Source organism: Nitrospira sp. CMX1 (genome assembly GCF_054902215.1).
Genome location: NZ_JBUBKD010000074.1, coordinates 100,337 through 121,339 on the forward strand (window position 1 = coordinate 100,337; position 21,003 = coordinate 121,339).

General features: G+C 55.0%; 21 protein-coding genes and 1 tRNA gene. 10 read left to right on the top strand and 12 right to left on the bottom strand.

Annotated elements, in window-relative coordinates; translation table 11 throughout:
• Positions 1 to 559: 559 nt before the first annotated feature.
• Positions 560 to 823 carry a hypothetical protein gene (locus ACYX34_RS18720; RefSeq protein ID WP_462078093.1) on the bottom strand — a complete coding sequence of 88 codons (264 nt, stop codon included), beginning with the start codon at positions 821 to 823 and terminating at the stop codon, positions 560 to 562.
• Between the two features lie 460 nt (positions 824 to 1,283).
• Positions 1,284 to 1,976, bottom strand: a complete 693-nt coding sequence (locus tag ACYX34_RS18725) for an NUDIX domain-containing protein (protein WP_462078094.1) — start codon at positions 1,974 to 1,976, stop codon at positions 1,284 to 1,286.
• 123 nt (positions 1,977 to 2,099) lie between these two features.
• Here ACYX34_RS18725 and ACYX34_RS18730 point away from each other — a divergent pair, with 123 nt between their 5' ends.
• The 3 genes from ACYX34_RS18730 to ACYX34_RS18740 all read left to right on the top strand — a co-directional run bounded on the left by ACYX34_RS18730 (position 2,100) and on the right by ACYX34_RS18740 (position 3,442).
• Entirely contained in the window at positions 2,100 to 2,447 is a 348-nt protein-coding gene (locus tag ACYX34_RS18730) for a 4Fe-4S dicluster domain-containing protein (protein ID WP_462078095.1), read from the top strand.
• A gap of 160 nt (positions 2,448 to 2,607) precedes the next feature.
• Positions 2,608 to 2,910, top strand: a complete 303-nt coding sequence (locus ACYX34_RS18735; RefSeq protein ID WP_462078096.1) for a hypothetical protein — start codon at positions 2,608 to 2,610, stop codon at positions 2,908 to 2,910.
• Between the two features lie 109 nt (positions 2,911 to 3,019).
• Positions 3,020 to 3,442, top strand: coding sequence for a hypothetical protein (locus tag ACYX34_RS18740; RefSeq protein ID WP_462078097.1), 423 nt, complete (start codon positions 3,020 to 3,022; stop codon positions 3,440 to 3,442).
• Between the two features lie 832 nt (positions 3,443 to 4,274).
• Here ACYX34_RS18740 and ACYX34_RS18745 read toward each other — a convergent pair.
• A complete protein-coding gene (locus tag ACYX34_RS18745) occupies positions 4,275 to 4,760 on the bottom strand; it encodes a thermonuclease family protein (protein WP_462078098.1) in 486 nt (161 codons plus the stop codon).
• 362 nt (positions 4,761 to 5,122) lie between these two features.
• Here ACYX34_RS18745 and ACYX34_RS18750 point away from each other — a divergent pair, with 362 nt between their 5' ends.
• The 6 genes from ACYX34_RS18750 (at position 5,123) to ACYX34_RS18775 (ending at position 9,953) form a co-directional block, all read left to right on the top strand.
• Positions 5,123 to 5,803: a response regulator gene (locus ACYX34_RS18750; protein WP_462078099.1), complete on the top strand. Its 681-nt coding sequence runs from the start codon at positions 5,123 to 5,125 to the stop codon at positions 5,801 to 5,803.
• An 843-nt stretch (positions 5,804 to 6,646) separates the two neighbouring features.
• Positions 6,647 to 7,018, top strand: coding sequence for a hypothetical protein (locus ACYX34_RS18755; RefSeq protein WP_462078100.1), 372 nt, complete (start codon positions 6,647 to 6,649; stop codon positions 7,016 to 7,018).
• A 56-nt stretch (positions 7,019 to 7,074) separates the two neighbouring features.
• Positions 7,075 to 7,341 (top strand): hypothetical protein, encoded by a 267-nt coding sequence (locus ACYX34_RS18760; RefSeq protein ID WP_462078101.1) that lies wholly within the window; start codon positions 7,075 to 7,077, stop codon positions 7,339 to 7,341.
• Between the two features lie 420 nt (positions 7,342 to 7,761).
• A complete protein-coding gene (locus tag ACYX34_RS18765) occupies positions 7,762 to 8,040 on the top strand; it encodes a hypothetical protein (RefSeq protein WP_462078102.1) in 279 nt (92 codons plus the stop codon).
• Positions 8,041 to 8,669: 629 nt separating this feature from the next.
• Positions 8,670 to 9,044, top strand: a complete 375-nt coding sequence (locus ACYX34_RS18770) for a DUF4870 family protein (protein ID WP_462078103.1) — start codon at positions 8,670 to 8,672, stop codon at positions 9,042 to 9,044.
• A 156-nt stretch (positions 9,045 to 9,200) separates the two neighbouring features.
• Entirely contained in the window at positions 9,201 to 9,953 is a 753-nt protein-coding gene (locus tag ACYX34_RS18775) for a hypothetical protein (RefSeq protein WP_462078104.1), read from the top strand.
• Between the two features lie 341 nt (positions 9,954 to 10,294).
• Here the strand turns inward: ACYX34_RS18775 and ACYX34_RS18780 are convergent.
• Together ACYX34_RS18780 and ACYX34_RS18785 are read right to left on the bottom strand one after the other, a co-directional pair.
• Positions 10,295 to 10,370, bottom strand: a tRNA-Thr gene (locus ACYX34_RS18780).
• Between the two features lie 102 nt (positions 10,371 to 10,472).
• Positions 10,473 to 12,512 (bottom strand): caspase family protein, encoded by a 2,040-nt coding sequence (locus ACYX34_RS18785; RefSeq protein WP_462078105.1) that lies wholly within the window; start codon positions 12,510 to 12,512, stop codon positions 10,473 to 10,475.
• Between the two features lie 84 nt (positions 12,513 to 12,596).
• Between ACYX34_RS18785 and ubiA the strand changes: the two genes are divergently transcribed.
• Positions 12,597 to 13,490, top strand: a complete 894-nt coding sequence (gene ubiA / locus ACYX34_RS18790) for a 4-hydroxybenzoate octaprenyltransferase (protein ID WP_462078106.1) — start codon at positions 12,597 to 12,599, stop codon at positions 13,488 to 13,490.
• 135 nt (positions 13,491 to 13,625) lie between these two features.
• Here ubiA and ACYX34_RS18795 read toward each other — a convergent pair whose 3' ends face one another.
• The 7 genes from ACYX34_RS18795 to ACYX34_RS18825 all read right to left on the bottom strand — a co-directional run bounded on the left by ACYX34_RS18795 (position 13,626) and on the right by ACYX34_RS18825 (position 20,990).
• On the bottom strand, positions 13,626 to 14,651 hold the full coding sequence (locus ACYX34_RS18795) for a c-type cytochrome (RefSeq protein ID WP_462078107.1): 1,026 nt from the start codon (positions 14,649 to 14,651) through the stop codon (positions 13,626 to 13,628).
• Complete coding sequence (locus ACYX34_RS18800; RefSeq protein WP_462078108.1) at positions 14,648 to 15,481, bottom strand: ethylbenzene dehydrogenase-related protein; 834 nt, start codon at positions 15,479 to 15,481, stop codon at positions 14,648 to 14,650. The genes ACYX34_RS18795 and ACYX34_RS18800 overlap by 4 nt, the downstream gene beginning before the upstream one ends.
• Positions 15,482 to 15,533: 52 nt before the next feature.
• A complete protein-coding gene (locus tag ACYX34_RS18805; protein ID WP_086425212.1) occupies positions 15,534 to 16,250 on the bottom strand; it encodes a c-type cytochrome in 717 nt (238 codons plus the stop codon).
• Positions 16,251 to 16,259: 9 nt separating this feature from the next.
• Positions 16,260 to 16,883, bottom strand: a complete 624-nt coding sequence (locus tag ACYX34_RS18810; protein ID WP_462078109.1) for a c-type cytochrome — start codon at positions 16,881 to 16,883, stop codon at positions 16,260 to 16,262.
• 92 nt (positions 16,884 to 16,975) lie between these two features.
• Positions 16,976 to 18,832: a cytochrome ubiquinol oxidase subunit I gene (locus ACYX34_RS18815; RefSeq protein WP_462078110.1), complete on the bottom strand. Its 1,857-nt coding sequence runs from the start codon at positions 18,830 to 18,832 to the stop codon at positions 16,976 to 16,978.
• Between the two features lie 16 nt (positions 18,833 to 18,848).
• Positions 18,849 to 19,844 carry a hypothetical protein gene (locus ACYX34_RS18820; RefSeq protein ID WP_462078111.1) on the bottom strand — a complete coding sequence of 332 codons (996 nt, stop codon included), beginning with the start codon at positions 19,842 to 19,844 and terminating at the stop codon, positions 18,849 to 18,851.
• 24 nt (positions 19,845 to 19,868) lie between these two features.
• On the bottom strand, positions 19,869 to 20,990 hold the full coding sequence (locus ACYX34_RS18825; RefSeq protein WP_462078112.1) for a cytochrome b: 1,122 nt from the start codon (positions 20,988 to 20,990) through the stop codon (positions 19,869 to 19,871).
• Between the last annotated feature and the right edge of the window lie 13 nt (positions 20,991 to 21,003).

Sequence of the window (21,003 nt, forward strand, 5' to 3'; positions counted from 1 at the left end):
GCCGCGTCTAATACCATATACGCACAAGTAGAAACAAGAAGACATTCGACGTAGCAGTCTACAAATCTGAGAAGCCCCTCGCGTGACCAAAGCACAACGATCGAAGATGGTGTCGCTCTGCGTATGGCAGCCAATCCCACTGACTCGGGCTGAGGCAAGAACTGTGGATAAACAAGCGGGATTGCGCAGAGGATCAATTCGGGAGGTGTGAGGTGTTATGAGAGGGCGGGGCAGTTCACGTCGACAACAGACTTGACGATGCGCGTTTTACACGATGACCGGTGGGTGACTGAGGATACGCCAATGGATTCGTCCTGCATCCAAGCAAGTCCACACCACGATGAATCATCACAGGGGTGAGAAGGGGCAGAAAGATGAAACCTGCCACCAACAATGGCCAAAACGCCAGGTATCGCCTGGCTTAGCAGGTTACCGGACAACTATCTCGCATCCCTTGAAGCATCTATCTATTGGATCGAAACAAAGGAGTGCTTACGATGTTCTAAAAGACCACCAGCGGGGCAAGAACACCGCTGGCGGGCTTTTCAAACGTGATGAATTAGAGTCGGCTCCGCAGCCGCTCATAGCCTTTCTTCAATTCATCGATCGCCAGGCTCAACGCATCGCCGACGGAATCAGCCGTTTTCCCCACTTCTTCCCGTGCGGCCTCCAACTTGGGCTTGATGTCGTCCCACTGAGTTTCCAGACGGGCCCACTCGTCCTTCGCCTCCGCTTTCGCGAGATGCAACTGTACTTGCAGCTCATCGCGTTGCTGCTTGAAATGTTCGAGCGCCTTCGTGATCTGCTCCGTAACCTCTGCCATAGGACACACTCCTTTGTGAACAGGTGGACTAGTGGACTAATACCGTGAGAATGTCTGCTCAACGTGAGCGCGGCTCACCCCAGTGCGCACAGCATCATCTGCCAACCAGAATTCGAGCTAAGGTGGCAGGCCGGTTGGCTCATCAAGACCTCATGCTGACTGCACCATACAACCGACAAGCCTCCAGTTCAACCCCGTACCAGCCCCACACCTATGGTCAAGCTCACACGAACTTTCGTCATTCGTAGTTGATGTGCGGGAGAAAAGACACGACGTTCACAAGATGGAGACCGTACTCTTTAGACCTCTAAACCTGTTCGTATCTCGTTGTTCACATCCCCTCCTCGCATACGAACGACGCTTCATCTCTCCGACATGCTCACGGCCCGGAGTGGTATCAACGGGCGAGAGACCCGTCACATACCCAAAAGAGACGAGAGAACAACGCTGATGGACTTTTTCAACCTCCTGCCGGAGGACGCCAGGTAGCCGGTTTGAAGTAGGAGTGACGTTGCTGTTGGCTCACAGCCTGGTGAATCTCCAGAAAATGAGGATAACAAGCCAGCAGGGTAAGCTCACCCGGATGAAAGAATCTTGCGTCGGAGGTTTCCTCCTGATCGGCTCGCGGCATCCCGGTGATCACGCTTGCCGCAAACACGGTCTCCACCCCAGAGAGCAGATCTCCGTTGGGATACCGCACAGAAAATCGTTCCCCGGCAAAGACACCGAGAAGCTGGGTGAGTTCGACGTAGACCCCCGCCTCCTCCCACACTTCCCGCACTGCCGCATCGGACGGCAATTCATACGGATCGACAATCCCGCCAGGGGCGCCCCACAAGCCTGACGGCTTATCCTGCACCAGCAACAACCGTCCCTGGTCATCATACGCGAGGACCGACACGGTCGGCACATGCAGCAACGCTGTCCCGATTTTGGCACGAAGGGTTTTGATGAATTCCGGAGTAGCCACGCGCTCGACGATACGCCATTGCCATGTAAAGAAGCCAGCCACAAGATGGTCCCTTATCGGTACGTCTCTTCCCGAAACCTTATCCCCGCACAGCCTGTGCCTCCCACTCTCTGTCCCCAAGAGGCCCGATAAGGGATCGGCACCCATGGCTTCACGCACCAGATTTTCCCGTCGACCGCGCATTGACAGCGGCGCCTGAGAAGGTGCACCATACACCTCTTATTGATCTCGTGAACGAGGCATCAAAGCGGATACAGAGCACGTACGCCACCAGGTATAATCTTAGCGAATAAGGAGATCAGGATCATGGCACTGCTGATTACTGAGGAATGTATCAACTGCGGCGCTTGCTTGCCGGAATGTCCGAACGAGGCCATCTTCGAAACGCGCAGCGGCGCGGAAGAGAAGGGGCTCCATGTGGGTGACGGGCAAGGCGTGGGCGACAATATTTACGTCATCGCACATGATCGGTGTACGGAGTGTGTCGGCCATTTTGACGAACCCCAATGTGCCGCCGTCTGCCCGGTCGACAACTGTTGTATTTCTGATCCGGCGTATCCGGAAGGGACGGATGTCTTGCTGGAAAGGGCGAAGACCCTCAATCCTGATAAGGCGATCGATCCGGCAAAAGTGTGGAGCGGCGTGCGGAACTGAGCGGTTCTACATCATCGACATTCCAATTTGTACAGGCAGTTGAACCATTCGTGAAACCCTCGACCCGTCGAGACGGGTCGAGGGTTCAGGTTCGCCAGCAGGATGCAGAAACGTCGCCGGTCTAGGCCTGTGTGCCGTGGCAGAACTGAAGCGATGCGCTATGTCTGACAAGAGTCCCAGGTTCCTGACCAATGCCACGGTCATCAAGGTGTTAGCAAAAGTTTTTGCGTTCCAGGCCATTGAGATCGACCTCCTGCGATCCCAGGCTGGCATCCCGGATGCGCACTGGAAAACCCTGAAGACGGAAGCCTTTAAGAAGGCTTACGCCAAGCAACGGGCGTTTTATGAAGATCGCCTGACCGGCGCATTCGCGTTGGAACATATTTCGCAGTCCGAGCGCGAGACTAGACTGCTTGAACTCTGGCTCAAACAGAGCGAAGAGTCCTCCAAGGACGAACCGTAAGCAACAGGTCCGGTTCCTGAGCTTGGTGGCGATCCTGGTCCCTGATCGTATCCCGCGCCTAGAGATCTCGTCCCCATGAGACCGAAGAATCCTTATTACTGGAGCAGCCATGAGCATGAATCATTTGCAGTTTCACATCGGGCGGATGCTGCTGGTTGGAGCGACTGTCTGCACCCTCCTGGTCATGACCGGGACATCGGCCCTGGCGCATGGTGGTGACGACCTACCCGAATTGAGTGCACCGCACGCCATCTCGTCGAATCCCCCTCCTCTCTCCAGCCCCGAGGCAGCCAGGCGGCAAGCCGCCTGCTGGGCGCTCACCGTTCCTTATGGGGCCGCAAAAATGGTCTATTCGATCGGCGGCGGACTTGTAGGCAGCGTTGCGTGGGCGGTCACAGGAGGGAACATGGAGGTGGCCAAATCCATCTGGATTCCGTCGATGACAGGTGACTACATCATCCAGCCACAGCATCTCACCGGAGAGCGGCGCCTCCACTTCGTGGGGATGGTCTCAGAAGGCCCTTCGTCCTGAGACCGTCGCTCAGGTCTCGTACCTTCTGCATGAACGGTAGAGAAGCTTGTCCCACTTCCTCACGGCAAGGACATCGCTGAGGCATCTGGATCGAGTGCGAACAACCAAGCTCGCGTCTGTCCGGAAGGATGCGACTCCACCGACTTCGTCTGTGTATACAGTGCCGCTTTGAAATCCCTCACCACCAGGGAATTCCATCCCCGGCCATTTGCAGAGTTCAATCCCAAGGGCCTGACACTGCTGGTCTCAATCCGGTACCCCATCGCTTTGGTGCTAATGCCGGTGTGCGCTTATCAACCTGACGTCGTAGACCATTTGCCAACACCCATGCCCACCATCGTCTGACCTCCGGTTCACAGCATGATGTATACGAATCTGTTCGCTCTCACCCACTGGGACATGGACAGGAGGCTCGGTCTACCGACGTTTTTTGCTCTCAGATAGAGCCGTCTTTCTGCTGGTCACCCCTTGACAGAAACGAATCCACGCTCCTGTTGCAGGAAACGTCATCCCCAGAAAACTTTGTAACCTGTGGATAGCCCGTCAGCAGACTGGGAATAGCATGGGTATCGATAGAATCAAGTGGATAACACAAATCGCTTGCTCTAGGAATATGCAAGAAAATCATGAACACCCATCCAGACCACTATTCCTTGTGGTACATATCATCAAGAGCGGATGCCTATAAAATAGGCACTTTGATAAATTCTCGCGTCATTCGTAGCATCTTGCCTCGTCAACAGCACTTGCACACATGGTTATCCACAGAAGATGGGGAGCGGGACTATCGCTCGACTGGTTGCTCGCTTGAGGAATGGCTTCTGCACTCTATCTAATTGTGCCGAGCCGGTTTGGTGGGTTTCCACTTCCACGGTGGAACAGGATCGGGTTCGGACCACAGGCCATGTTTGGAGGCTCGGGCTAGCTCTTCCATATCTTTCAGCGTTGGATCGCGGACTTCACCAGGCAGGACCCAGGCTAGCCCCTCCTTGACCAATTCCTGGGCGATGTTCCGTCCATCATTCAGCAGAATATCGGCCGTCATCCGACCCTGCTGATCCTTCGTCAGGTCTCGTACCACGACGTCACGGTTCGCGAGGTAGGCGGCCGCTGCATGCTTCGCTTGCTTCCCATAGGGTTGTTTCGGCTTGGGACAGGTCACATCACGAAGGGAGACTATCTCGTTTCTCCCCTGATAGTGAATCATCACGCGATCTCCTTCATGCACCGCCAGCACCCGTGCGACAAATTCCGTCCCGGCTATGGCGTGACAGGGCACACTCAGCAAGACCCAGAGCATGACGTGAGAGAACCTCATGACGCTCTATGCTACCGAGCTCAGCGGATCCGGCCAATCTTTTCTTAATTTTATGCAACAGCCGCATAATGCCCGTCATGGTCGAACCTTGACCAGTACCATAGGCCGAGCGTACATTAAAATGTGATGCCGCCTCAGGGAACTAGGAGATGGTTCCTATGTGCGTCTCAGGCAGCACAGAACCATCCAATGGGCCTGGTAGCAGTCGCTCTCCCACACGTTCTTCCCCTGTCTATTATCTCCTTGCGGGGATGCCTAGACCTTGCCGCATGCTTGTGCGCCTGATACGGCTCCTTCCGGCTGTAGGATTCTGTGGCCCACCATGAAGGAAGGGGTGTTCTACGCCGAACCATCGCGAGAAAATGGCCAATGCTCATGCTGCTCAGGGTGTCTCGTCCGCATCCATCCGTGTGTTGCTTGCCGAAACCCAGCGGCTGTTCAGACAGAGTCTCCGCCTCCTGTTGGAACGAGAGCGTGACGTCAACACTGTCATTGAGGCGTCTGATGCGCATGAGGTCTATCGGCTCGCACATGAACATCGCCCCGACCTCCTGTTGCTCGATGTGGACCTGCCGGATCTCGACGTCGCATTCGTCACCAACCTCCTCCACAAGCACCAACCCCAGATGCGCGTCCTCCTCTTAGCCCGGTACGAAGAAGATGCAAGGATCGTGGCCGCCATGCGAGCTGGTGCCTTCGGATACATCCTTAAAGATACCGATTGGACGGACTTCCTGCGCATCCTGAGAGCCACGGCGAACGGACAACAGGTCCTGTCGCCGATTCTTCCGGACCGCTTTGTGCACAGCGTGCCAGGTACGCTTCATCCCTTGCACGAAGGCAACACGCTACGGCTGTCTGCACTCAGTGACCGTGAACGTCAAATACTGGCTTGTGCGGCGGCCGGGCGAAGCAACAAAGAAATTGCCGACCACCTGTGCGTCTCCGTCGAAACCGTCAAGACACATCTGCATCACATCTACCAGAAGTTATCCGTCGATGGGCGCGTTGAAGCCATCATCGCATTTCTTCGTGCACAGTAACCTGCCCGCTCTGCCGGCCCATCTTCACCCAATCGATGGAGACCCGAATTCCATCTTCTGAGCGATGGAGAAAAGACGATCGTGTTTTTTAGAATTCAGACGAACAGGGAGGAAGGTCCAAACACTCTGAACCATATCCCTGGACCTATCAAGCAAGGAGGTCGCCCACCATGCGTGATGTACATCTACTCGACGAGTTAAAAGCTGAGCCAGGATGGGCATTCTTGTATGCGGCATTTTTCATCGGGATCGTCGCCTTTGCACTGATGACCGCCGGCTTCATGAACTAATGGATACCAGTGGTTGAGAGCCAGACGGAGATGGGCTCATCAGGCGTCGTTGCCGGGAGTTCTGCCAGAGCCTCCGCCTCGGGTAGCTCTGGCAACCTTGACTCTCCTCCCACACCGCCACAACAAACGGTGATAGTTCGTCAGTGTCGTGATGTCCATTCACCGTTCGTAAGGAAGCGTGCCGCCCTGTCCGCTGCGATCCATACCCTGTGCCCTCACCGTCCTCCTCACCCACGGATCGGTACTGACAGGAGCCCCCGTGAATCGTCCTGACCACTGATCCTGCTGTACAGTCGCAATTCTAGCCTTGATATGGTAGACTCACTCATACGAATTTTGCTCCTCGCGCCCATCCTTCCCGACACCGTGCCCGCGCGATCGTCAGTAGTGAATTTCCTGGGCAAGATTTTCTTGTGAGCCGTCGACGTCCGCCTGAGGATGCCACGGCCTGCGAGGGACAGAATTGTAGCGACATGTACAATCCCCATGGACACAAGGTTCGGTATCAGACCTAAAAGCCGCACTGCGTGCCCACACTCGGAGAGGACATCTTATGACCACAACGAACAGTACTCGACCAGCCCCCACAGCAAATTGGGTCCGTATTCCGAATGGCACGAAAGTGCGCCATCGATCCGAAGCTTACGAAGGCATTATCGACGGGCTCACGGAGATCGTCTCCGGATCCGAGCGAAACCCCGATGGGAAAACGCAGTATCGCGTCAAAGTTGAGGATGGGGTACGATTGCTCGTCCCCGAGCAACATCTGAATATTCTGATCGACAGCAACCAATTAGTGCTGATCGGTCGCGAATCTGAACTGTATCGCCGGTCTCTTACCGACAGGCTCCGAGCCGCTCTTCCCGAAGATCGCTTTGTGGCTGCAACAGACAAGGCATCTGCATCTCGAGATAAGTCTCGGTGAGGGTCCGACGGACATCGAGCCCCGCGTTGAGCCTGAACATTTGAAATGGAGCGACCATGAAGACATCATGGGGAACAAAATCCCCCAATAAACGGCGGCGAGTCGTACTTCGAACCAAAGTGCGTTGGGAGAAGTTGGGACTCCAAGACCCGACAGGATCGTTATCGGCTCCCTCGATTGACGACCTACGTCGCCAAATTGCGTCAGCCGCCAGTCAGGGATTGAGTCCCGATACGGTCTCTCGCTCGCAACAGCAGGGCGGACGCTCAGCGCCTGGCACGAAGCGACCAGGAACAACCCGCAAGCGAAAAACTGCGTCGTAACAAGTCGAGCATCACCAGATCGGGCTCGCAAGGAGGGCACCATCGGAGGACCAGGCAAAACTACAGCGGCGAAGCGAGACCGTGAAAAAGCACGTCAGCAAAAGCAGCGCGACAAGGAGGCCCGCCGCGCGGAACGCAAGGCCAACAAGCCGGACCGCCCAGCCCAGGAGGGCGAAGATCCTGATCTCGCAGGATTGCAATGGGGTCCGCAGGCACCACTCTATTGAATGAATGTGCCAGTCTCTGCAGCGATCTCTTGCTCACCTCGGCTAGAAAGACCATGAACGGTACAGCACGCTCACCCCATCTCGAGTGAACGGCAAGAGTGCACTCGGGTTGCCGCCCACTCATGCCACTGCGATCGTACTTCGCCCTAGAGGCTGACCCGTTCCTACATTTTTTGAGACGAAAGGAGTTGTAATGAGCCGTCTCAACCTAGAGCCACTCATGACGTTTTCGGATGGATCCTACCTGGCAATCAGCACAGAGTGCTCGAAGGAAGGCGATTTCTCCTGCTCAGTTTATACCGTGATTGAGATGGACAATCGCACAGACTTCCGCAATATTGCGAACCACCGTCTCTCGGCTTCCACGTGCCTGACTGCCCAAGAGCAGGCGTATAGCTATACCCTGCGGCTTTATCCCAACGCAGGTGAGGCAATGAAGAAACCACCGTACCTGATCTGGCATGGACCGTAATCGTCGGACAACCAGTACTGAGGTACACCAGATAGCGATTTCCACCGACACCTGCTAGGATTCCGTTGCTTTACGGCCCCGGACGTCGCATGAAACGTGGGCACGCGGACGGCGACAATCGTCCGAAGTGCCGACTATAAAGATTTTCAGGCCTACGAAGAGGCCATTCGCAAAGCCATGGAGGGATAGTGCCTGCGCCGTTACGACCGGGCGACGATCCAAAGAATGCGGACTGGCTCAAGTCCAAGAAGAAGCCTGCACCGACGCCGCAACCAGACAAACAGAAACCGAAGTGACGTGCTCTACTGGCATCCAAATGGTCCATCATTGATGTTGTTGTTACCGAGAAACCTGATCGGAAGCCTGACCTAAGCCGCTCCTCCAACTTGCGTCTTCTTCCCTCTCCTTCCCCTCATACCCCATTGCTCGCGTCTCGGCCGCACATTTTGTGAAATCGTCTTTTTGCAATATCCTCTGTCTCCGACAAACTTCACTGCCTCCAAGACAAACGACATCAGACGTGCAGAGTACCTGGCTGCCTTGCGCAAAACTCAAGATGGTGAGTATGCTGAGCGTAGGTTTAGATACAGACACGACTCACTATAAAAGGGGGCGAAGGGAACGAAGACATGGATTCACTGGTCACCTGGACAAAGGTCGTCTACGCCCTCCACGCGTTCAGCCTGCTGACCGGCATCATTGGCACGGCCTCGGTGGTCGGCGCATTTCTCACCGGTTGGCCATCGATCATTGCAGTGATTCTCAACTACATCAAACGAAGCGAGGTTCGTGGGACCTGGCTTGAATCGCATTTTCGCTGGCAGATTCGCACGTTCTGGTTTGGGCTGTTGTGGATGTCCCTTTGCGTGATCTTCATCATCGCGACCTTTGGGATCGGCCTTCTCTTCATCTGGCTCCCAATCACGCTGGTCGGGCTCTGGTTCGTCTATCGTATCATTCGTGGCTGGGTAACTCTGAGCGACGGGCACCCCATGCACCTGTGAGCGTCTCGGCCATCACCAACACATGCCTCCCTTTCGCACAGCCCCTATAGCGTTTGAGCAACTCCTGCTGTATTTCAAGTAGCCGTATTAAGTAATGTGTGTTATGGTTCGCTCGGCCAGGGGCGAACGTCTCTCGTTGGAGATCTCCCATTGGATATGACTCGCTGGTCCCACCTACTATCTGGCCTTCTGATCTTTATTGTCTCGTTTACCAGCATTTCAGACGTACGGGCGCAAGCACCAGCAGGTCACCAGGATCTCTCTACTGAGACTGACGTGACCGCTGATCATCACGGTCACGCCGGCGGACGCTGGGAAGGATCACCGGAAGGCATTGCCTATTCGGAATTTAACCATCACTCTGCTGGTCTCAGCGACATGCTATTTGGGTTTGCCGAGTTAGGTCAGGCATTACAATATACCCTTCCCCTGTGGACACGTCTCGCACTGCCGACGACCCTCGGTGTGGTCGGAATCTCCATGATGATCTGGAGCGACCATGATGCCTGGCCTATCGGCTCCCTCAGCTTTGCCGACACATTTTTCGGCCAGGATCGTGAAATTATCGAGCACAAGGTCTGTGCGGTTCTAGCCATGGCCATAGCCGTGTGCGAAGCACTCCGCCGAACCGGCCGTGTTCGGCATCCAGCCTGGACAGCTCCATTGGTTTTCCTAACTTTGGCCGGCAGCCTCCTACTCTTCGTACACTCGCATGCGAATCATCCCGGCGCGGCCAGGATCGATCTTCATCATGCGGTGTTAGGGAGCGTGGGTATCTGTGCGGGCTTATCAAAAGGTCTGGCGTCCTGGTTGCCTGGCGCATCGCCACTCGTGAGGAAACGGTTGGAAATCGCGTGGGGAGGATGCGTCGTTCTCTTTGGCCTTCTGCTGGTCGTCTATTCGGAATAGAGTGAGTGGTGAAACTCAGGTGTAGTTCAAGAGGTAAGAAACGGTATCCGACCTCTTAATCATTAGGCGTAGTTGCGCCATCATTCACCCGTGGCACTTGCTACTTGACCCCGACGGTTAAAAAGGATTGGAGCCGGCGACCCGGATTGAACGGACAACCCGTCATCGGTTCGGCCCTGAAGCCTGCCTCACCGATTCCTACGAAGGGGGCCAGCCCCCTTGTACGATCCCCACGAAGGGGACACACCCCCTTCGAATCCCCCCAGTTCGCCCGTTCAACGGAGCAATACCGACACCTATTCATCCAGCGCTAAGGATTGTCGATGTGGCTTTACGCACTATGGAGCCGGCGACCCGGATTGAACGGGCGACCTGCGGTTTACGAAACCGCTGCTCTACCAACTGAGCTACGCCGGCACCTTGGTAAGAGTTGGAGGATGACCTGACGGGAAATACTCCGGCATGATAACGACCACCAGCGTGGCTGTCAATTGTAGTCTGCCGTGCCGGCACAGCCCATCACGGTCCAACATGCATGAGCGTGGGGGATGGCGTTGAGACCCCGGCGGAAGTCTCCGGCGATTTCGGGATCGGCGTGGGCTTGGGATTGTTTCCCCTGGCCACAGGATAGATCCGCGCCATACCACCACGACCCACTTGCGGTAAGCAGAGAGGCTGCTGCTTGCTTCTCAATTGTTCTTTAGTGATCTGAATAACCTGGCTTCTCGCATAGGTGCACAGTTCCCCTGCCGTCACAGTCTCATCGCGATTCAGATCGGCCACCCCTTGCAAGCCTCTCAGGAGATAGTAGGTAAACAACCCGTGTTTGCCTTGGTCATGCGCCTGGGCTTCCTGCAACTTCCGGTTACCCACCATCCACATCTCCACATCCTTCCTCGCGTCACTGAGCCCTGACTCCCAATCCGGTTGGGAAATCGTGGCAAGATCGACACCGGGAACGGGATCCAACGAGACATCGAAGAAGACCACTGCTCGACGAACCGGAAGTCGTTGGATCGCCTCCTGCAGCCGGCGGAGTGGATAGAGTCCGGTTTGACCGGCAGGCGCGCCATCATACGCCATCAGCAACACAGCCCCATTCGGACCATCAACCAGGGCACGGCCGGAAAAAAACACATAGAGGTCGGTGGCCGCATCCGCCTTTTTGCGCAACCACTTTTCAAACGTCTCCTCCAAGTCCGCATGCTGGGCTTGGCGGTCGAGCAGTACTCGCATCCGTTCACGCGGCACGTTCCCGATGGTATGGAAATATTCCGCCATCACAGCCGCATCGTGGCTGGCATGGCTAACCACCGGCACCTGCTCGTCGCGAAAGTGTCCGACTCCGATGGTAATGATCACGGCCTTCGGCTCCTTAAACGCCGCGAGTGTGCTTGGCAGCTGATCCACATCAGGAACCATCATTCCATCAGGCTGCTTCGGCTTCGCTCTGAAGGCAAAGACCTTAGGAGGTGACACAAGACTCAGTGGGCTGACAGACCGCAGACTCAGTGACAGCTCTCCATGACCGGTTGATTGGGTTGCTGCGACTTGTTTAGTGAACGTGGTTCGCTTGATTTCTCCCGGTTGGAGCGTCCCCACCGCCAAGTCACCCGGAAAGACGCCGGCTAGCTCGTCCTTTCCTTCAACGACAACGGCGACATCCTTTGCCTCTACAGCCCCTTCATTCTTGACTTCAACCTCAATCGTGAGGGACTCATCAGGGTCCAGAAACTGGTCCCGATTTTCATCTCGAATAATCGCTCGAAAACCCAGCTGTGCGGGCTGAACCGGTTGGGGAGGAGTCACCTGAGCTGGTTGACTGATTTCCGGTGCTGCAGGGGTTGGCACTGCGGCAACCCCTGCGATCGGGGCTACTGCGTCAGGCCTGGACCGTCCGGCGATCGGTTTCCAGGTATCTTTCGTTGCCGCATACGCTTGTATCTGGGACGAGAGCGCCATCTGCTTTGCCAACCCGTCTGCCACTGAGTCGATGGCTTCCTGCACAATCCCATCCAACCCCTCGACGATACAAGACTGTTCGGCAACGGTGACCGTCCCACGCCCAACTCCATCCATCTTTTTACTGAAGAGCACGGTTCCATCACGTGCCAAAAACACCATTTCCATTCCCACCGTCGCCGTAGCCGGATGGCTCCCATGGCCTTGCGGTGGAATGGCAAGGTTGATCCGTCTGATGCCGACACCAACCTCTATCGCGCCATCCGAGGCGAGGGGCTCCTCAGTCTGATTCTGCGTAGCCACCTGACCAAAGACACCGGTTAGCTTTTTTGGAACGGACGTGGTCAGCCGATCAGCAAGCGCCATCGTCCTCGTTTCACCACAGGGGGTGTCGTATGACACCTCAGCGGCAGTGACGCTGGGTGAAAACCAGATAGCCGGCGTCAGAGGAATCACGGACGGGCTACTAGGCGATGGCGTCCGATTGAACCCGGTGCATCCGACCGCGATCAGGATGAACACCGAAACGGCACAACGGCGGACACGATCGCAACTCAGCTTCACCCAACGGCTTGGAGAGGTTTGGAGATTCTTCACAGAGTGGTTATACAGAATTCGCCGTAGCGCCACAACCAGTCAAGGCCCGTTGACAGCCAATTTCCGCTGGGCTAAGGTCGCAGCATGTCCGCTCCAGCAGCTTCATCCTCGGCGACTTCCTCTGTCGTTCCTTGGTCTGCCCTAGCCAGGTTGATCCGTCTACCGAACCAGACCGGTACCTATCTGTTACTCTTGCCCAGTCTGTGGGCACTGGTTCTGGCATCCCGAGGAATTCCATCCTTGAAGCTGCTCGTGATGTTTATCGGCGGCGCGTTCGTTATGCGAAGCGCCGGCGTCATTATGAACGACTTGGCTGATCAGACCTTTGATCGACAAGTGACCCGCACCAAGACTCGGCCACTGGCAGCCGGAGAATTATCCCGCCGTCAGGCCTATGCCCTCCTTGGTCTGTTACTGCTGATCGCGGCTGGCCTACTGCTCGGCCTTCCCCCGCTCGTCGCCTGGCTCTCTCCCATTGCGGTAGGTTTAGCGGCGTTGTATCCCTTCTCCAAACGATGGATCCATATTCCTCAGGCGATGTTAGGGATTGCCTTTGGCTGGGGCACCATCATGGCCTGGGCTGCAGTACGGGAGCATGTGGACGTCTCCGCGTGGCTCCTCTTTGGTACGACCGCTGCGTGGGCCATCGCCTATGACACGATCTATGCCGTACAAGACATCGAAGATGATCGGCGAGTGGGGGTCAAATCTGCTGCTCTCTACCTTGGCTCAGCGCTCCACCGCGGTGTAGGCCTTGCCTTTGGGACCATGCTGGCCTTCTTGACCATCACGGGTTGGCTGAACCAGCTGCAATGGCCTTTCTATTGTACGCTGTCGGGGGTAGGATTTTTTTTCATAAAACAGGTGAGAGACCTTCAACAACCGGTCTCCCCCGCCCGCGCATTCGCCATGTTCCGACATCATATCTGGGCAGGCGTTGCAATCCTCTTAGGATTGCTGGCAGGGTTGCTACACTAACAGAACAAAACCCCTTAAGGCCTCAGTCGATTCCAGTCCCTACAGCAAGCTTGACGCACCCTAGTAGTCCGAGTCGACCCAGAGTCATCAGATGACTTCAGCTTGCTGTCTGGACAGAAGCCAATGACTTGCCTGCTACGGCTTCTCAACTGGCTTCTGGACGACGGGTTCCTCCTTTGGAGCTCGCAACGTGGCCACATACAAGGTGACCGCCTTCGCATCCGCATCAGTGAAGCCCAACGCCGGCATACGAGTATGCGCATCCATGGCTTGTGGATTCTTCAGCCAGCGATAGATCCAGGTAGCATTCAACCGAAATCCGGCTCGATCGAGCTGAGGACCAATCTTGCCACCTTCTCCGGCAATGTTATGGCACCCGTTGCACCCGTACTTGTTTTCGTAGAGTTGTTTCCCACGGTCGACCAATTTTGCAGCGTCCGCTGGTTTCACCGTCAGATCCGGTCTGGGAATACTCACACCTTTGCCTGGCCTGGTCGAGAAATTATTGAGCCCAACCTGCGCAAGATCCAGCTCTTTTTTTGTCTGCGCCATCGTCGCTAGTTCAGCTGCATAGGCAGACTCGTCTACGTCCACGTCCTTCTTTAATTGTTCACTCTTGCGTTCAGCTTCATCACTGGCTTTTTTTTCTGCCGCTTCATAGGCCTGCTTCGCTTGTTCAAACTTGGCCTGTGCGGCCTTGAGTCCTTCTTCAAGCGACGACTTTCGTCCCGCCACATTGAACTCCATCTTCATCCCGTGCAATGTGCGGACATGCCCGACGATCGCCCAAACCTCATCCTCGGAGAGCGTATACTTGAAGGTCGGCATGGTGGGAACGGCAAAATCGTCATCACCGATCGTATCGCCACCTTCTTCAGTGGTGTCCAACATATCACGTGAGATAGTTGCGAAGAGATCCTCGTCCTTGAATGTGCTCATCTCAGACTTATTGGACAAATCTTTCGGTTTGGGATCCGGCATAGCGGCCCAATTGAAACCCTCGTTCTGCTTGCCGCTTTCCCCGTGACAGTCACTGCAATAGTGAGTATAGAGTTCGTGGCCTCGCTTCTCTTGTTCGTTGGCACACCCTCCGGCGATCAACGCCGCGCCCCCGATCATTCCCACTGCTAATCCAATGACACCCAGCCGTGCCGCCTTCATGCTGACTGCCCTTTCTTGAGTTTTCGGATCAGAACAAACTGAAATCCCAAGGCTAATGCTGCCGCGATCGCTGCATACATATAGCCGGAATAATCCGGCGGAGCGTCGGCTCGGAAATACCACCAGGACGAGACCGCCTTCTGTGATCCCTTTTCCACCAAGTCTCCCGCACCATCTTTCCGACCATCCCACACGGCAAAGGCGATGCTGATGAATTGCCCCGGCGTAATTTGCACATCTTCCTCAGCGTGCCCAGTCGACAAATCCCGTGAAAACACGACTTTCCAGGTTCCGTTTGAATAGGTACCCTTCGCTTTCACATCCTGATGCTCTTGCGACTTCAACGTACCGAAGCCTTTTGCATTCATATCAACGGCCTTGCCCGTCTTGTTTTTCCAGAACCAGATATTGACCGGCCCGCCCTCGACCTGCGACATCGGTTGGCCGTGGGCAAAGTGCGCTTTCTTATCCCCCACCATAAATTCAAGCGCTGCGGCATCATCAGGATCCTGGGTCGGATCGGTATATTCGACGAGCACAGCCACCTGTTTTCCGTCATGCAAGGCGCGCACGATGACGTCCTTCACCGTCACTTCTTGGATACGATTCTGCCAATGGACTTGCGGTGACATTGGGAACGTGGCAGGCGGCGCACTGCTCCAGGCTGCCGCGTTCGGATCGTCCAGGGGGACTCCCCCCGTCATCAGCGTGGCTCGAACCGAGACACTTTCTTGAGCAAAGCTGAGGGTTGCCCCCCCAACCACGATAGCCGTGAGCACGCCGATCCCACTGCGCAGAACCTGCCGTATTATCTGATTCGCCGGTTTCATGCTGCCCTCATTCTCCCTATACACCTAGTGTCCATCCACCCCTGCTGCTCCCTTATTCCCAGGTTCGCGGAGACTGGTGGGCTCCGTCATACTCGCCCATAATAATCTTCCAAATCCATTCATCGGGTAACTCAACTTCCCAACGAGGCATCGCAGACTTCCACGGTGCTCCTTCAATCGGAAGACCCACCCCGCCCTTTTTAATTCGCCAGAAAAGATAGCTCTCCTGCAACATGGCAATGGTCGTGGGATCGGCAAAATTGGCAGGCGCCGGAATATACCCACGAGCAGCGGGGCCCTTCCCATCGAAATTACCGCCATGGCAGGGTGAACAATAGGCGGCATAAAACCCCTTGCCCTGCATAATGTTTTCAGGGGTTTTGGGGACAGGGTTTGAGAGTCCGGTGTATTCCCCTGGAGGAGCCGGATGAATCGTTCGGCTTTCCGTCGGCGGAAGGTCGCTCACCGCCGTACTGCCGTATGTTTGCCATCCCACCAACAAGGGAAACAGAATGAATACCCCATAGCGAAGCGCTTGGAGACCACCGATATTCTCCCCGGTCAAAAACCGCTGGATGGGCCCCCAGAAAGCATCCTTCGACTCACCACTTAACGTTTCAAAGATCACAATCCCAGATGCCGTCAGAAGGAGATAGAGAAAAATCAAACTGGAGGGCAGCGGGGCTGAGCCTGGGATGTTTGGCAACACAAATTTCAGAAACGCATACATGCCTACCATAAGAATGATCGGCTTCCCTAACGCCCCCATACAGTCCTCCTAATTCGTGTGTGCGTCGGCCACAAGTGCTGCTTGCGCTGCCTTCACGGGAGCAGACGGTGCCTTCCCCGGTATTTCAAGTTCCGATACGCTGACGGAGATCGGCTCGCCGCTCATTTGCTGTAAAAATGCAATGACCGCCAAAATTTCATTCTTCGACAGCCCGATCGGATCTTTATTGATGGCAGGCATCGTTGCGGGATACTCCTTGGGCACGCCGCCATGCCGGTAGTCCTGATAAATGAACGCCTGAGGATCCGTTAGACTTTCATACAGAAAATCCTTGCTGAGCTTTGCACCAATCCCCTTCAAATCTGGACAACGAGCGGATTCGCTAGGACCGATTGAATGGCACAGCGCGCATTGTCCCTTACTGAAAAAGACCGTTTGGCCGATCGCGGCGATGTCCGTCGGGGTCTTGATGCTGCTGATATCGACTTTCTCTTCCGCGGGGGGCAATGAGGCCAGCTGCGGTACGGCCAGAGACATCAACGAGAACAGCCCCAATACGATAAAGACAAATCCCGTGACCCGAATAAAGACGGCTTTGATGAAGAGAAGGATCAGAATTCCGACCCCCACGATCGACAGTGCAATCAGCTGTAGTTGCGCGACTTCACTCATATGCCCTCTAATTTATAGTACTGAGTGGTCAGGAGTGAGCTCTTCGTTGCGAACTCATCCGTAACAATTTAGGACTCAAAACCCGCTTGCCGCTATCCCTGCCGGCGTTCCTCTGGAGCTCCCCCGGCCATAGCGGGAATGCCATGGGGCAGCTCTCCTTTTCCCGTCCCTGCCGCATTTTTATACTTATCGCCCATGGTCGCCACCCAGAAAATAAATGCGACGAGGATACAGAAGAAAAACGTACAGAACGCCATAATCAACGACGCACTACCGAGTGCCGGCGAATAGGCATAGGGCGAGGTATCTCGCATGACCCCATACACATGCCAATGGACGCGGGAAGAAGACCGTGCGTAGCCCATCAGCGTCATGAGCAAAATGACCATGACCGCGTTAAGGACCAAGGCATACCCCGCGCGAGGAGGCATGCTGCCCCACACCATCTCCGTCGTCGTCTTGGCACTCTTCAGCAAGAGTGCCGTCAACGGTGTGATCGTCAGGATGACGAAGCCGACGATCGCTACCTGAGATGTCGAAAAATAATTAATCCGAACGATCGCCGGAACAAAATACCCCCAGATCCCGAGAACGATCACAGCGAGGCTTGCCAAGACCAGCACGGCACCCATCACCGCTTTTCCCAGTTTCGCCCATCCGGCTGTGTCTTGCTTCCCCGCTCGCCAATACATCACGAAGCTCATAAAGGTAATGAGAATCATGAGGTTGGAGACGGTCATCTTGGCCGACATGACACCCAACACTCCCAGAAGGGGGTGGTGCGCACCTCCCATTTTTTGGGCTTCTTCAATGCTGGCGACAAGCGAATGCGGCGTCATCCAGACGGCAAGACAAAGCAGCAAACTGATGAGCATCATCAGCATCGCTCGTCGATACTTCGCCTCCGATCCTGGAATACGATAGGTAATCCCCAGCCAGAAATAATAGTTGGAGCCAAGGAATAAGACTCCGATGAGCATGGCCTGGATGATAAAGAGCCAGGACAAGAAGCCTCCCATCAGGGTGATCCCCATCTGCTGGTTATACTGATAGATTTCACGCATGAGCCAGTATCCGGCGAACGGCAGGGCCAGGAGCCCGAATACTCCGATAAAGTTGCCGACGTAGCCCATCCAATCGTAGTGCTCGCGATCTTCCCTACTCTTGACTGAAAGATAGCGAACGCCTGCATAGGCACCGCAAATATACCCACCCAACACAACATTGGCGATCAACCGATGAATATTGATCGGCCACCAGGTGGGATTCCACGTGGCAGCCCACGCGCGTTCGAATGCGGTCCCCTCTGAGATGACGACCGGACTCGACTGAAAGGTCGCCCAGGCATTCGGCACGATCATGATGAACAACGCAAAGAAATTCAGCAGGAACCCAAGGAACACGTGCAAAGTTTTCTTCTTGCCTTCCTGCATCGCGTCCCAACCGTACCAATAGAGATAGAGGGTCGCGGTTTCAAGGAGAAAGAGCAGGCAATAGAGGAGGAAAGACGGGAAAAAGACGTCCGTCAGGTAATTCATGAGCTTGGGATAGAACGCGACCAAGAGGAACAGAAGAATCCCACCGAACAGCGCGGTCGTGGCATAGGCCGAAGTCAGGAGCTTTGTAAACTCCTTGGCCAGTTTGTCATAACGCTTTTCCCCGCCTCTCCATGCAATGACTTCGCACAGCCATGCAAAAATTGGAACACCGAGAACGAAACCAGCCAGCAGGAGGTGGAGCTGGGCAACGATCCACACAAGGTTCCGGCTGCCGATATAGGGGATGTCCCGATATTCAGTCGGCCCGGTAGTGGTTCCCTCCGCCGCCAAGCCAATCGAGGGAAGGAGAAACCAGCCAACCGTCAACAAGAGACCGACAAGCCATCGCCCTTGACCACGGATGGCCCGGAGAGCCCATTGAATCGTTTCGATCTCCTGTATGGCACTCACCACATCACCTCGCAAGTTACGGTTTCGAATTATCAGAGGGGGCTGCCCCCACCGGCTTCCCCTTGCCCTTCTCTTTTGGCCCTTTGGTTTCAGATTTCTGCTTTTCCATCGCCTCAACTTGTGCGGTCATTGCTGCAAGCCGTTGTGTGTTTTTATTCAATGAGTCAACTGGTTTATAAACCGGTTCGGCCTGAACTTCCGGCTTTGCACAACATTCATGGGGATGAGGGGTTGTCACAGGAAGAACAGTCCAAAATACAAGCGAGAAAACCACCCCGGCTCCGGCCAGCGAAGCCAACAGCAGCCCTTGGTCATTCGGCACGCGCATCAGATCCCAGCGGGTAATGAGTCCCTGATAGTTTTCAGGAACCTGACGGCAAACTTCCGCAATACGCCGAATGGCTTGCCCAAGGACGGACACTCCGATCACTGACAGGATGACAAGAACAGCCGAAGAGATGGATCCCCACACCGTCAACTCAAGGCCAATGCGCTCTGCAACCGGCAACCCAGTATCATAGAGGAGTCGTAAGGCTTCCATGGCTGCCAGTGAATGTGAGGCACTGATAGCCGTGTCTGTCACTCGACTGACAATCCCCCATAGAATTGGCAAGATCAATGTGCCGATAAGGGCACTCCTCCACCAGATAGCAAATCCAAGCCCGTCGTAAGGCGGTTCTTTCTTGAGGCGCTCCAGAAAGAAGGTTCGACCGACGAGACCAAGCGCCCAAATATCAATAGGAATCGAGGCTCCAAAAATGAGCGGAAGACCGATCCCCTCACCAAAATGAGTGTCATAGATCGCCATGATCACCGGAGCAGCAAAAACAGTAACAGGGCTGGCGAGCAACATGAGGAATGCAAGCCCAAATCTTCCCTCGAAGTGGACGAGCCCCAAGGTCATGGCCATCACGGCAAACACAGCCTTAATAGGTATGCCGGTCCAGCAGGCCGGCCAGAGAATGCCAAAACCGATCTTCGTGGGAGACATGGAATCGCGTTCTTCAGCCATATGCTCAGTTCGTATGAATTGTCGTTAGTCCAAGAACTCTCGATTAATGACAGCGGCCACTGTGAAAAGGGCAATGACGACCATGATCGCAATCCAGCTGATCAGCGCGATTGGCCGCTTGAAAATATTCCGTTCGGGATCTTTATCGAAAAAAGGAAGCGCCACCATCAACCCCATAAAGATGACCGGCAGCGCAACCGCACCCATAAATTGACCAAACTGACCAGCAAAGAGTTTCAACCTCAACAGCTGGAAATAGAATAGAAAATACCATTCCGGTTCTGGATGATACTCCCCGGGATCCGGCGTCGCTTTGTCCAGCAACACGACCGGCTCCCAGAGGGCCAAGGCGCAAAGGCCGACAAAAACGAAGGCCATCCCAACGATGTCTTTCCAAATTTGACGAGGAAAGAAATAGTCGGTTTTCGCCTTGATCTCCTCTGTTGTGCCTTTAAAGGGGCCTGCTGGAGCAGCCACACGGAACAAGAAGATGTGCAGCCCGGCCAAAGCCATCAGTGCCGCTGGGAGAATCATCACGTGGAGGACAAAGAATCGGCTCAAAGTCATCTGCCCAGGACTCGCACCACCTTTTAAAAACCTCGCGATAAAGTCACCGATAATTGGAGTTTTATCCAAAATTTCGACACCCACGAGCGTCGCCCAGAACGCACGTTGATCCCAAGGAAGGAGGTAGCCGGTGAAGCCGAACGTAATGACGATGCCGAAGAGGGCAAGCCCAACCAACCAGAGAAGCTCGCGTGGCTTTTTGTACGCGCCCCAGAGAAAGACCTGGGACATATGCGCAAACACGCAAACCACCATCGCGCTGGAGCCCCAGAAATGGTAGCTGAGCAAGAACCAGCCGTAATCGACGTCGTGAATAATATACTGCGTACTATCGTAGGCGTGATCCGCAGTCGGCACATAGTAAAACATGAGCATAGTGCCGGTGACCGCTTGCATGGCAAAGATAAACAACAAGATCGAACCGAATACGTAGGCCCAACGAGAGCCTCCCGGAATCGGCTCATTGAGCATCTTCGCCTGCATTTCCTTGAGCCCAAGCCGTTCATCAAGAAAGGCGAGAATTTTTTCGCTGGTGCTGGGCTGATGATCGGGAATCACAGCAGGAGATGAGTGTTTCATATCCATGATACTA